Raw genomic sequence first — 12,917 nt, 5'->3', positions numbered from 1 at the left:
TTTACGCGGGGCTCCGCAGTCCCAATTCGTCGATCACCGTGCTGATGCTGATCACACTCAGCCGGGTGTCCCATTTGCCCTCGGCGCCGCGGGCCGCGATGCGTTCGAGCGCGTCCGTACGGAACACGCCACTGGCCGCGACCAGGTCGCGCCACCTGGCCATGAGGTGGTCGGGGGCGACCGCGGACAGGCCGTGCGCGGTGAATCCCTGTTTCGCGCGCCGCAGTACGGAGTCCGGGACGAGGCCGGCGTAGGCGGCTTTGAGGCAGGCCTTGCCCTCGAAATCGGCGACCTTCTCGTCGTCGCCGACACGCAGCGCCAGGTCGACCACGGGATTCCCGAGGAACGGATACCGGCCTTCCACGGAATTCGCCATCAGCATGGCGTCGCCGTGGTCGCCGAGCAGATGACTTCCCAGTTGTACGGAGGTGTCGGCCACCGACCGCAACTGCATCGAGGTGAGTTTCGCGGCCTCGCCGTCGGTGAACGGAATCAGCCGGTCCCTCCAGAATTCCTGGCCGTGGAGCGCCTCGATGCTCTCCGGGGTGAGGGCGTCCGACCGCCGGTGGTCCACCTGCCGCCAGTCGACCTCCCAGGAGAAGTCGGCCCTCCCCCACGCGCTCTCGTTCTCCGCACGGCTCGGCGGCGGGGTGCGGCCGAGACCGTCGAACGCGTACGAGTCGTAGCCGAAGAACAGTTCGTCGGCCCCCTCCCCCGACAGCACGCCCTTGAGTCCGCTCGACCGGACCTCACGCGACAGCATCAGGGCCGCCACGTTGTAGGTCTCGCGCTGCGGATAGCAGCAGCGGCGCACCATCTGCTCGAACTCGGCGGTGACGTCCTTGTCCCGGCAGGTGATCTCCAGGTGCTCGCTGCCCACGGCGGCGGCCACCTCGCGCTGGAAGCGGTGTTCGTCGAGCAGGGCGTCGCCGAACACCACCGAGTACGTGCGAAGGGGTTTCCGCACGGCCGCGGCGGCCTCCACGACCAGCGTGGAGGAGTCGAATCCGCCGCTGAGGCAGGCCCCGATCTCGACGTCGCCGCGCAGCCGGTCGCGCACCGACCGCCGGACCCCGTGCCGGATCTCCTCGGCGGTCACCGGGGGCCCGTCCGTCTCGAACTCGCCGTACCGCCAGTAGCGGACCGTCTCCCGTACGCGGCCACCGCCGAACCGCACCACGCTGCCGGGCGGCACGGCGTGCACGTCACGCACCAGGGTGCGGGGCGCGACGATGTTGCCCAGTTGGAGGTACTGGTCGACCGCGCCGAGGTCCAGCCGCCAGGTGCCCGGCACCGACCGCACCAGTGGTCCGAGCTCCGAGCAGAAGTGCAACTGCCCGTCGGACTCGGTGTAGTAGAGGGGGCTGATGCCGAAACGGTCCCTGGCCAGGTGGAGGGTGTTCTCCGCGCGATCGAGGATCGCGGTGGCGAACTGCCCGTCGACCAGGCGGAGTCCGGCGGGGCCGTGCCGTGCGAACAGTTCGGGGACGACCGCCACGTCGACGCGGTTGGGGCTGTGCGTCACGCCGAGCCGGCCGCGCAGTTCGTCGGCGTTGTAGATCTCGCCGTTGGTGACGGCGACGAACCGTCCGCCGCTGTCCTCGGCGGGCTGCCAGCCGTCCTTGAGCGCGGTCATGCCGAGGCGGGCGAGTTTCGCCGTCAGCACGGGGGTGCTCAGCGAGTAGGTCTCGTCGGGGCCGCGGTGCAGGAGCCGGGAGTGCATGGTCGCCGTGGCGGTGCGGTCGAGGCCGCCGTCCGGCGCGAAGGTGCCGCAGAGGCCGCACATCGCGCTACACGCTCCGCTGCCGCAGCTGGTCCGTGAGGGCGCGCAGGTCCCGCGCGCGCAGCACGTCGCGTACCCCGGCGTCCAGCCAGCCCAGCTCGCGCAGCTTCGCGACCAGTGACAGGGTCGACGCCGAATTGCCGCCCAGGGCATAGAAGTTGTCGTCCAGCGAGGCGTCACCGACCCCGGTGAGGCCGCCCACGAGAGTGAGTACCTGCTGGACGGGGGACGCCACGGCGTCCTCGCGGAGGACGCGGCTCCCCCGCAGGGCAGCGCGGTCGATCTTTCCGTTCGAGGTGTACGGCAGCGCTTCGACGCGCTGCAGCACCGAGGGAATCTTGTACGGGTCCAGAACCCCTTCGAGATGGCGCCTCAGTTCCCTGGGGTCGGCGTCGCCCAGGTAGTAGCAGACCAGCGCGTCGCCCCCGGTGCCGTCCGAGCCGTCGTGCGACTCCACGGCCAGGACCGCCTCGACGACCGACTCCGCCCGGCACACGGTGTTCTCGATCTCGCCGAGGTCGAGCCGGTAGCCGCGGAGCTTCACCTGATGGTCCAGGCGTTCCACGAAGTACAGCTCGCCGTCGCGGAGTTCGGCGATGTCGCCCGTCCGGTACTCCGTGCCGTCGCCCGCGGGGCCGAACGGCCGGACGTCGTGCTCGGTCAGGTATCCGGCGGCGACGGCGGGGCCCGTGATCACGATCTCGCCCCGGCGCACCGGGCCGGCGGGCCGGGTGTGCGCGGACCCTTCGTCGAGGTCGCGCAGGTGGTACGCGCAGTCGCCCACCACGTCGCCGAGGGGGACGCCGTCCCGGCAGTCCGCCGGGTCGAGCGGGCCCGTCAGCAGATTGCACACCGTGGTCTCCGTGGCCCCGTAGGCGTTGTGCAGTGCGGCCACCTCGGACCATTTGGCGACCACCGCCGACCGGCACGCCCCGCCGCCGTTGACCACGTGGCGCAGCCGCATCGCGCCGCTGGGCTCGGTCGCGGTCAGCGCGAACGGAGTGGTCTTGAGGTGGGTGATGCCGAAGTGCTCCAGGGTGTGCCGCAGTTCGGCGCCGGGTGCCAGGCGGGCCTCGTCCAGCACCACGAGGCAGGCCCCGGCCGTCAGGGTCCACAGGATCTCGGTCATGCATCCGTCGAAGGTCAGCCGGGCGAACTGCAGGGTCCGTGAGTCCGGCCCCACGGACAGCCGCTCGACGTGGTCCCGGACCACCGCGGCGAGCGGAGCCGGGCGCACCAGCACACACTTGGGCTCGCCGGTCGAACCGGAGGTGTGGATGGCGTAGCAGAGCTCGCCCCCGACGTCGGGGGCCGCCCTCACGGGGTCGGACGGGCCGGCGCGCCAGGCCTGCGGTACGTCGGTGAGGTGGACCTCGCCGTCGTCCAGCGACCGGGCCAGGCGCCGGACGCCGAGCAGTCCCACCTTCCCGGAGTTCGACGCCACGCTGTCGCGGCTGTCGAGGAACACGAACGGGCGCCGTGCCCGGAGCGCTCCGATCATCGCGGTGATCGCGCCGAGCCCTCTGTTCGCCTCGATGCCGACGAACCCGCCGGGGGCGACCTCCGCGCACAGGTCGTCCGCGAAGATCCGGGTCAGTTTGTCGAACTCGCGGTAGCTGACGGTCCTCTCCGCCGTCCGTACGGCGTCACCGTCGGGATGCTCCCGCAGAGCTCGTTCGAATGCGTGTATGGGGGACACATCTATGAGGGACATGTGACTCCAGTTCCACTCTCCGCCGACGCGCAGGGCCGAGCGGGCTTGAGACAGCGGCCGTCGGGGTCAGCCGACGGGGTGGGTGAGCGTGCCGACGCCTTCGACCGTGGCCCGTACGGTGTCCCCCGGGGCGATCGGGACGGCGCCGGGGGTTCCGGTGCAGATCACCGTTCCCGGTGCGAGGGTCCGGCCCATGGTGAAGTACTCGACGAGGTAGCCCAGGTCGTACTTCATGTCCCGCGGCGTCGCCGCCGCGATCGTCTCGCCGTTCCTGACGGTGGCGATCCGCACCCCGTCCAGGCGGTCGTCGGGGAACTCGTCCAGGGTGACCAGGGCGGGGCCGATGCTGCAGAACGTGTCGAACCCCTTCGCCCAGGGGATGTAGCGCGGGTTCTGGCGGATGGCGTCCTCGGCGGTCATGTCGAGGACGGCCGTCACTCCGGCGACGACGGACCGCCACTTGTCGCGGGGTACGTCCTTGCAGCGGGTGCCGATGACCAGACCCAGTTCCGCCTCTGCGGTCACCCGCGCCGACTGGGTGGGCAGCTGGATGGTTCCGCCGTTGCCGATGAGGCACGAGGCGGGCCGCAGATACGATCCGGGGCCGCGGCCGGGCTGTTCGGTCTCCAGGTCCTCGGAGTGCCGCCGGTAGTTGAGCCCGGCGCCCCAGATACCGGCGTCCGTGTCGGCGACGGTCGCCGCGTCGGACAGGTCGACGCCCCTGTCGCCCGGCCCTGCCGCGCCGGATCCGGCCGTCCGCCTCCTGACCTGTGCCTCCAGGTCGTCGAACCGCGGGTCCCCGACCAGGTCCCCGATGCGGGTGACGTCCTCGTAGCCGCCGATCTCCCGCAGCGGGAACCAGCTGCCGTCGATTCCCACGAGGACGTCCTGCCCGTTGCCGCTCTTGGCGAGCTTCATCTCGTTCGGTCCTCTCAGGTGGCGTCGGCGAGTTGCAGGGAGCGCGGGCCGGCGTGGTCGGCGATCCTGGCCGCCGCCGCCCGGAAGTCGGCCGCGCGGGGGCTCTCCAGGGCCGCTCCGACCGCGGCCTCCATCAGCAGGGCCGGCTCGGTCCGGTACTTGACCGCGAGCTCCTCGACCAGTGCGAAGAAACCCGAGTGGATGCCGATCACCGCGCCGAGGACCTGCATCTTGCGCTCCTCGCCGATCACCTTCATGTTGACCCGGCAGAGTTCGGCGAGTTCGGCGAGCTTCTGGTAGTCGAACCGGTCCCGGTCCATGAGGCTGACGATCCCGGCGAGGGATTCGATGGCGGCGTTGCCGGAGCCGCGCCCTATGCCGTGCAGCGTCCCGTCGAGCACGGTGGCCCCCGCCCGGAAGGCGGTGACGGTGTTGATGTTGGCGAGGCCGAGGTTGTCGTGACCGTGGAAGCCGACGACCGGATACCGTTCGGCGACCGCGCCCACATACCTCTCGACGGTCTCGGGCGTCATCGAGCCGTAGGAATCGACCACGTAGATTCCCGCGATCTCCGGTCCGACCCCGTCGAGCATGTCCAGCAGCCGGTCGACGGACGTGGCACCGGACTTCATCAGGTTGAGGTAGACCTCCCCGCAGACGTCCGTGACCTGCCGGAGGTAGGGCAGGTGGTCCCGGACCCGGTCCGGTTCCACACCGACCCGGACGAACGACATGCCGCGGTCACACATCTTCCCGATCGTCGCCGGGCGGGTGAACTCGGGCTGCGCGAACATTCCCCAGGGTTTCGTGGTCAGGGTCGACCGGGCGAGTTCGCACCAGGTGAAGTGATCGATGTTTCCCGCCTTCACGCCGGTCCGCTCGGCCTCCAGGCCGATCCCGTGACCGATCTCGACCTTGGAAACGGGTGTTTCTTCGAGGCCGGAGAGAAGTTCGAGTACGAATTTCTCGTCGAACTCGAAATCGACGGCGTAGGCACCGTCGCGCAAGGTGCAGTCGAGCAGTTGCATCTCGGACATCGCCCGGGATCGGCTGTCTTTCATGGGCTTTCGCCCTCCTCGGCTCAGCACGGACTTACACAGGGACAATCGGACGGCGTGGAACCGCTCTCAGATGTGCTGCCGCATGGGGGTGAAGTCGACCAGGATCACCGCGCGCTCGCCCGTCTCCGGGCCGGCCCCTCGCCTGATGGGGGCCACGTAGTGGCTGACCTTCTCGTCGGTGACGCCGTACGACTCCAGGGGCCTGGTCAGTTCGAACTCGGCCAGGGCCTCGCCGTCGGGCACGTCCTCGGGCATCAGGCCCCGGTACTTCGGCGGCGCGATCATGTTCGAGCCGCCGACGACGTTGCGGCGGTAGACCAGGTGCGCGAAGACGAACGGCTCGCCGTCCTGGTGGAGTTCGTTGGGCGAGGAGATGGCCTCGTGTCCGGGGTCGTCCACCGCCAGCTTGATCAGGTGCACCCCGACGTGCAGCGGGAACGCCGCGTCGTCACGCGACCAGCGGGTCTGTGCGTAGTCGAAGGAGAGGATCTCGTGGATGATCGGATTGTTCCGGGCACTCTCGCTCATGGCGGGCAGCTTGCGGACCACGCCGACGTAGTCGGGGTTGTGGTCGGCCTGCCAGTAGCCGTTCATCCAGCCGTGTTCCCCGAGGTGCGTGTCGGGGATCCAGCTGAACTGGCGTGACCAGGGGAGGAAGACGCCTCGGGCGTAGCGGCGGTTGCGTCCTTCCTCCGTCGCGTAGGGGTCCGGTGGCAGGTCGACGAACTCGGCGCGAAGACTCCGGAAGGACGCGTCGGATTCGGTGATGCCGAATTCCTCGGCGAGGTCCCAGCGGGCGAACCCGTTCTCGACGAGGGCGGGCGTTTCGGTCAGTGTGTGCATGACTGTCCCCAAGCAGTGGTCGTCCATGGGTGGACTGGTGGTGGTCGGCGGGTGCGCCGTGGTGCCCGGCGGGTGGGCCGTGATGGCCGGCCGGTGGCTCGTGGCGGCCGGCGGCTCGGGCCGTCAGACCGTGGCGAGGCGGTGTGCCGGACGGACGACCACCTGGCGCCGGCGTCCGCGCCGCGTGGAGAACTCCACCCGCGGGCCGTCGTCGAAGAGGTCGAGGCGCAGCAGCCGTTCCTCGCTCCAGCCGAGCAACCGGAACTCGCCGGCGCCCAGGTGCAGCAGTTCCACCGGCGCGCGCCCCTCGACGCGCAGGACGAGCCCGTCGTCCTCGGCACGCACTTCGGCGGCGAGGTCGCTCTCCTGGTCGTCGACCACCTGGAGTCCCCACTCCATGAAGGAGAACGGGACGGCGAAGCGGCAGCCGAACTCGGCGAGTTCGGGCCGGGTCAGGGGCAGCACGGGCCGGTAGTAGGCGATGTCGCTGGTCGGCAGTGCCGCCCGGAAGCTCTCCGGGAACAGGGCCAGCAGACGGTCGTTGGTCGCGCAGTCCGCGACCAGGTGGATCCTGGCCCGGTCGCCGTCGTTGCGTACGGAATGCGGCCGGTCGAAGTCGGCGTACCAGAGCGTTCCCGGCTGCCACCGCTGTTCCGTCCCGTCCATCACCAGTACGGCGCCGGGATTGGTGACCAGCGGGATGTGCAGCCGTACGTAGCCGTAGGGGAGGCCGATCGGGGTGTCCGAGTGTTCCGGGACACAGACCCCGGGAGCCAGGGCCATCAGCCGGACGCTGCGCAGCTCGGTACCGAGTTCGGACAGGACCTGACCGAGGTAGGGCGCCTTCGCCATCAAAGGGGTGTCGGCGAACCAGTCACGTCCCGGACCGCCGGGGTCGGTGCGCCGGACGTCGCCGCCCGGGGCACGCAGGGAAAGGACCTTCCAGTCCACATCGGATTCTTCCCCGACGATGCCGTCCTCGAAGGACCGCTGCAGCGCCCAGAACTCGGAACCGCTCAGCTCCGCGAGATCCGCGTTCAGTCGATCGATATCCAGATCGTCCCGCAGCGGGACCGCGGCCGGAAGATTCTGCAATGAGTTTCCCTCTTGCATGAAAACCTCGCTTCGATGAACTCTGCACGTTCTTTCTTCGCTATCAACAGCTTACGTATGCGCTACGCCGAGAAAAGCCTTCTGCGGTGTGCGGAAACGGCCAGGACCCTTTAGGACACGGCCTTTTCAGCCTCTACCGCGGCCTCTGTCCCGGCCGTGAGAATTGCGCGCTCGGATTCGGGGAAATCGCGCATTTTCCGGATGGGGCTGAACAGCAGAATGGCCGTCGACAGCACTTGGAGCCCGCTCATCGCCCAGAGCGTTTCGCGGACGCCGAACAATTCGCCGAGCGCGCCGCCCAGCAGTCCGCCGACCGCGATGGCGCCGAAACTGATCACGGCCGCACTCGCGCTGATGCGCCCGATCAGGTCCGGTGGGCAGTACCGCTGGCGGAAGGTGTCGGTGATGATGCTCGCCGCGACCACTCCCGCGCCGCCTCCGACCCCGCCGACGACGAAGAACGCGAGGCCGGCCCCCGGGCCGGTCAGCGGAAAGAGCAAGGTGAAGGGCGCGGCACACAGCTGGAAGGCCAGCGCGGCCCGTGCGGTGCCGAACCGCCGGGACACCGGATGGGACAGCACCACGCCGAGGACCCCGCCGAGGCCGCACAGCGTCAGCACCGCGCCGAGGACGGCCTCGCCGACACCGACCGTCCGTACCAGGAACGCCACTTCGATCGAACTCAGCCCGGTCAGCGCGATGTTGGACACCGCGCTGAAGACCGCGAGGGTACGCAGGACGGGGTCCCGGAACAGGAACCTGAGGCCGTCGCCGACCTCGGTGCGCAGCCGGCGCCGCCGGAGGGCCGGGGACGGCAGGGGCGGCGGCTCAGTCGTCCGGATCGCCCGCAGACAGAGCCACGACACCACGAAGCTCAGGGCGTTGGCCAGCAGTCCGGCGACGGCGCCGAAGGCCTGCACCAGCACGCCGGCCAGGCCGGGGCCGATGACCTCCGCCGTCGACTCGCTGCCCTGCAACCGGGCGTTGCCCGCCAGCAGTTCCTCGTCCCGGAGCAGGGCCGGGAGGTAGGCGCGGTGCGCGGTGGTGAAGAAGACGTTCGCGCATCCGCCGGTGAAGGCGGCCACGAGCAGGTGGGGGACGGTGAGCACGTCCGCCCAGGCCGCCGCCGGCACACTGGCGAACGTGACGAAGGAGACGGCGTCGCTGACCAGCATCACCGGGCGGCGGGACAGGCGGTCCACCCACGCGCCCGCGGGCAGGCCGAGGATCAGCCAGGGCAGATAGGCGACCGACGTCAGCATGCCGACGACGAAGGTGTCGGCGTGCAGGGTGATGACGGCGACCAGGGGCAGCGCCACCACGGCGATCCCGTTGCCGAGCAGGCTCGTGGTCTCCCCGAACCAGAACAACCGGAACTCGCGGCCACCCACGGAGCCCTGGTGAACCGGGTCCTGGTGAACCGGGCCTTGGTGAACCGAGTCCTGGTCGACCGGCGCTTGGTCGACCGGGGCCTGGTGGGACGTGCCGGTCATCGTTCCTCCGCCGTGGGCCGCGGTCCGTCCAGCAGGGCGAGCCTTTCGGCGAGCACGGCGCCGATCCGCGCGATCGGCTCCGCCCGGGTGATCTCGCCGTGGCCACAAGGGATCTCGTGCACATCGAGCCGGCCGCTCACGTGCTCGCGCCACGCCTCCGGCGCCGGAGCGTCCTCGGCTCTTCCCTCAGTGGCGGCGAAGAACACCAGGTCCCCCCGGTACGTGCTGGGCCGGAGTTCCTCATGGATCCGGTCGTTGTCCACGAACACCCGGGCCAGCGCGGCGGTCTCCTCCCGCGTCAGCCGTTCGAGCGGGCTGCCCGGCCCGCGGACCGTCCGCTCGTAGTCCTCGTGACCCAGGGGTCGCCCGCCGAACGCGGAGAGGTCGTACCCCAGGGAGCGCAGAAGCTCGGTGTACGTCCCGGAACCGCCCTCGACGAGGAGCGGGTGGCCGGGTGCCGCGTCGGGCGGATAGCCGTCGAGCAGTGCGAGCAGGTCGACCTCGGCCCCCTGGGCCTGCAGTTCGGTGGCCAGCAGGTGGGCGACCACGGCGCCGAAGGACCAGCCGAGCAGCCGGTAGGGCCCCTCGGGCTGGACGGCGCGGATCTGCTCCGCGTACTCCTCGACCGTCACGCGCCAGGAGCGGCCGGTCGCCGCCGGATCGGTCAGGCCCCTCGACTGCAACCCGTACACGGGGTAGTCGGCGTCGAGGTGGCCGAGCAGGCCCGCGTAGCTCCAGCTGAGCCCGGCGGCCGGATGCACGCAGAAGACCGCGGGCCGGCCGGCTCCCGTCCGCAACGGGAGCAGCACCGCCAGCGGGTCGTGCCGGGTGCCGGCGGCGAGCCGGTCCGTCAGTTCGGCGACGGTGGGTGCCTGGAACAGGTCCAGGACGGTGAGGTGTCCGCCCAGCACCGCTCGTACCCGGGAGAGCAGCCTGGTGGCGAGCAGGGAGTGACCGCCCAGCTCGAAGAAGTTCTCCTCGGCGCCGACCCGGCCCAGCCCCAGCACCTCCGCGAACAGCCCGCAGAGGACCTCCTCGTAGGGCCCGCGCGGACCGCGTGACGCGGGACGGTGGGTGAGGTCCGGGGGCGGCAGCGCGTCCCGGTCGAGTTTCCCGTTGGGTGTCATCGGCAGCCGGGCCACCGGCTGGAAGAACGCCGGGATCATGTGGTCGGGCAGGATCGAGGACAGCCACCCGCGCAGGTCGCGCGCCTCGGGCGCCCGGTCCCCGGCGGCCTGTACGTACCCCACGAGCCGCTTCTCGCCCCGGGCGTCCGCCCGCACGGCCACGGCGGCCTGCGCCACGTCCGGGCAGCGGGTCAGCGCGGCCTCCACCTCGCCGAGTTCGATACGGAAGCCCCGCACCTTGACCTGGTCGTCGGCGCGGCCCAGGTAGTCCAGCCTGCCCCGGTGGTCCCACCGGACCAGGTCACCGGTGCGGTACATGCGGCTCCCCGGTTCCCCGTCCATGGCCCAGGGGCAGGCGACGAACCGTTCGGCGGTGGCGGCCGGGCGGTTCAGGTAGCCGCGGGCCACGCCGGGGCCGCTCACGTACAACTCCCCCGGGACGCCCGGTGCGACGGGCCGCAGCCGTTCGTCGAGCACGAAGACCCTGGTGTTCCCGATCGGCCTGCCGATCAGCGGCTGCGGGCTGTCCGCGGCGTCCCACCACAGCGCGTCCAGGGTGCACTCGGTGGGACCGTAGAGGTTGTAGCAGAGCGTCCCGGGCACCTCCCGTACGCGGTTCCACAGCGACTGCCCGGCGGCTTCCCCGCCGAGCAGCAGCACCAGTGGCGCGCCCGGTCCGGACAGCAGGCCCTCGTCGAGCAGGTGCTCGGCGTAGGTGGGGGTGACGTCGAGGACATCGATTCCCGCGGCCTTGACGTAGGCGGTCAGCGCGGTGGCGTCCCGCCGGATGTCGTCGCGGATCACGTGCAGTTCGTGTCCGGCCAGCATCCAGAACAGTGCCTCCCACGACGTGTCGAACGACAGCGAGGCGGTGACGGCGGACCGCAGCCGCCGGCCCGCGCGGGCCTCGGTGCGCGCGAGCAGCCCCGCGCGGTGGAAGGCGTACAGGTTGCTCAGCGCGGAGTGCGGCGTCAGCACGCCCTTGGGGCGGCCGGTCGATCCGGAGGTGTGGATGACGTACGCCACGCTCTCCGGCAGCACGCGGCAGTTCGGGCTCGCCACGGGACCGGCCGGTGCCCGCAGCCGGTCGACGAGCACCGCGGGCAGCGCGGGCCGCGCGTCGAACCCGTACGCCGTCGCGGTCGCGGTGTCCGTGACGACGGCGACCGGTGCGGCGTCCCGCAGCATGTGCGTGATCCGGTCCCGCGGGTATTCGAGATCGAGCTGCAGATAGGCCGCACCGGTCTTGAGCACCGCCAGCATCGCCACGACGGAGTCGGCCGACCGCGGCAGGGCCAGCCCGACCACCCGTTCCGTACCGGCTCCCAGGGCGCGCAGCCGGTGCGCGAGCAGGTTGGCCCGGTCGTCGAGTTCGGCGAAGGTGAGCCTCGTGCTCCCGCACACCAGCGCGGTCGCCCGAGGCGTGCGCGCGGCCTGCGCCTCGAACAGTTCCGGCACGGTGGCCGGCGACACGGTCGCGGCGGTGTCGTTCCACACGTCGAGGACCTGGTGGCGGTGTTCGGCGGAGAGCGGGTCGGCCTCGCCGACGGGCCGTTCCGGTGCCGACACGAGCTGTCGCAGCAGCCGGGGCAGGGCATCGGCCACGAGGTCGGCGGTGGCCCGGTCGAACAGGGCGGTGGCGTACTCCAGGGCGCCGTCGATGCCCGCGGCGTCCCCGTCCGGCGTGCGGTTCTCCCGGAAGTCGGCGGACAGGTCGAACTTCGCCACCCGCGCGTCCAGTTGCACTTCGGTGCACTCAAGACCCGGCAGCGCGAGCGTGGCCTCCTCGCCCCTGGACAGGCTCAGCATGACCTGGAAGAGCGGATGCCGGGCCAGTGAACGTTCCGGGTTCAGGTCCTCGACCAGCCGCTCGAAAGGAACGTCCTGGTGGTCGTAGGCGGCGAGATCCGCGTCCCGCACCCGGTGCAGCAGCTCGGTGAAGGTCGGATCGCCGGACACATCGGTGCGCAGCACCAAGGTGTTCACGAAGAAGCCCACCACGTCTTCCAGCGCCTCGTCGAGCCGTCCCGCCACCGGTGTGCCGATCGGTATGTCCGTACCGGCCCCCAGCCGGGAGAGCAGGACAGCCAGCCCGGCCTGCAGCACCATGAACGCGGTGCACCCGTGGTCGGCGGCGACCGCGAGCAGGCGCTCGTGCAGCTCGGCGTCGAGCTTCAGCGGTACCTGGTCGCCGCGGTGGTCCGCCACCGCGGGGCGCGGCCGGTCGAACGGCAGGTCCAGTGCGGCGGGCAGCCCGGCCAGTTGTTCCCGCCAGAAGGACAGCTGCGTCGCGAGGAGGCCCGCCGGATCGTCCTGGTCGCCCAGCAGCTCCCGCTGCCACACCGCGTAGTCGGGGTAGCTCACCGGCGGCGGCGTCCAGCGCGGGGGCTCACCCGCGGCCCTGGCCCGGTAGGCCGTGGCCAGGTCGGTGAGCAGCGGCTGCCAGGACCACTCGTCGCAGGCGATGTGGTGGATCACCAGCGCCAGCACGTGTTCCCGGGGCGCCGTCGTGAACACCGTGGCCCGGACCGGGAGATCCGTCGTCAGGTCGAACCCGCGGTCGACGGCCGAGGAGAGCGCGTCGGCGAGCCCCTCCTCCTCGCACGCGACCACGTCGAGTCCGGGCCGTCGGTCGAGCACGCGCGGTACGGGTTCGCCGTCGACCCCGGGGTACACCGTGCGCAGCACTTCGTGCCGGTCCGCCAGGTCGGTGAGCGCCGCCGCCAGGGCGGTGCGGTCCAGTTGGCCTCTCGCCCGGATCACGAGGGAGCAGTTGTAGACCGCCGACCGGCCGTCCACGCGGTTCAGGAACCACAGCCTCCGCTGGGCGTAGGAGACGGGGGGCACGAGGTCACTCCTCAGCAC

General features: G+C 71.0%; 8 protein-coding genes. All 8 read right to left on the bottom strand.

Going from position 1 to position 12,917, the window contains the following annotated elements; translation table 11 throughout:
• Window position 1: 1 nt before the first annotated feature.
• Window positions 2–1,786, bottom strand: a complete 1,785-nt coding sequence (asnB, locus tag K3769_RS30810; protein ID WP_267029522.1) for an asparagine synthase (glutamine-hydrolyzing) — start codon at window positions 1,784–1,786, stop codon at window positions 2–4.
• Between the two features lie 4 nt (window positions 1,787–1,790).
• The gene (locus tag K3769_RS30805; protein WP_267029521.1) at window positions 1,791–3,482 is read right to left on the bottom strand and encodes a non-ribosomal peptide synthetase; all 1,692 of its coding nucleotides are present in this window, start codon (window positions 3,480–3,482) and stop codon (window positions 1,791–1,793) included.
• An 81-nt stretch (window positions 3,483–3,563) separates the two neighbouring features.
• The gene (locus K3769_RS30800; protein WP_267029520.1) at window positions 3,564–4,415 is read right to left on the bottom strand and encodes a fumarylacetoacetate hydrolase family protein; all 852 of its coding nucleotides are present in this window, start codon (window positions 4,413–4,415) and stop codon (window positions 3,564–3,566) included.
• A 14-nt stretch (window positions 4,416–4,429) separates the two neighbouring features.
• On the bottom strand, window positions 4,430–5,476 hold the full coding sequence (locus K3769_RS30795; protein ID WP_267029519.1) for a hydroxymethylglutaryl-CoA lyase-like TIM-barrel protein: 1,047 nt from the start codon (window positions 5,474–5,476) through the stop codon (window positions 4,430–4,432).
• Window positions 5,477–5,542: 66 nt separating this feature from the next.
• Complete coding sequence (locus K3769_RS30790; RefSeq protein ID WP_267029518.1) at window positions 5,543–6,319, bottom strand: 2OG-Fe dioxygenase family protein; 777 nt, start codon at window positions 6,317–6,319, stop codon at window positions 5,543–5,545.
• Between the two features lie 123 nt (window positions 6,320–6,442).
• Entirely contained in the window at window positions 6,443–7,414 is a 972-nt protein-coding gene (locus K3769_RS30785) for an aspartyl/asparaginyl beta-hydroxylase domain-containing protein (protein WP_267029517.1), read from the bottom strand.
• 128 nt (window positions 7,415–7,542) lie between these two features.
• Window positions 7,543–8,925: an MFS transporter gene (locus K3769_RS30780; RefSeq protein ID WP_267029516.1), complete on the bottom strand. Its 1,383-nt coding sequence runs from the start codon at window positions 8,923–8,925 to the stop codon at window positions 7,543–7,545.
• Window positions 8,922–12,917: a non-ribosomal peptide synthetase gene (locus K3769_RS30775; RefSeq protein WP_267029515.1), complete on the bottom strand. Its 3,996-nt coding sequence runs from the start codon at window positions 12,915–12,917 to the stop codon at window positions 8,922–8,924. Before K3769_RS30775 ends, K3769_RS30780 begins: the two co-directional genes overlap by 4 nt.

Source organism: Streptomyces ortus, from assembly GCF_026341275.1.
In the GTDB taxonomy this organism is placed as follows: Bacteria; Actinomycetota; Actinomycetes; order Streptomycetales; family Streptomycetaceae; genus Streptomyces; species Streptomyces ortus.
Note: the sequence above shows the minus strand (reverse complement) of the source record. Positions and strands in the feature narration are given on the sequence as shown.

What these genes read in the sequence shown, in the direction of transcription:
- asnB (WP_267029522.1), bottom strand. Translation starts at nt 1,786, where the DNA reads ATGTGCGGCCTCTGCGGCACCTTCGCGCCGGACGGCGGCCTCGACCGC.
- K3769_RS30800 (WP_267029520.1), bottom strand. Translation starts at nt 4,415, where the DNA reads ATGAAGCTCGCCAAGAGCGGCAACGGGCAGGACGTCCTCGTGGGAATC.
- K3769_RS30795 (WP_267029519.1), bottom strand. Translation starts at nt 5,476, where the DNA reads ATGAAAGACAGCCGATCCCGGGCGATGTCCGAGATGCAACTGCTCGAC.
- K3769_RS30790 (WP_267029518.1), bottom strand. Translation starts at nt 6,319, where the DNA reads ATGCACACACTGACCGAAACGCCCGCCCTCGTCGAGAACGGGTTCGCC.
- K3769_RS30780 (WP_267029516.1), bottom strand. Translation starts at nt 8,925, where the DNA reads ATGACCGGCACGTCCCACCAGGCCCCGGTCGACCAAGCGCCGGTCGAC.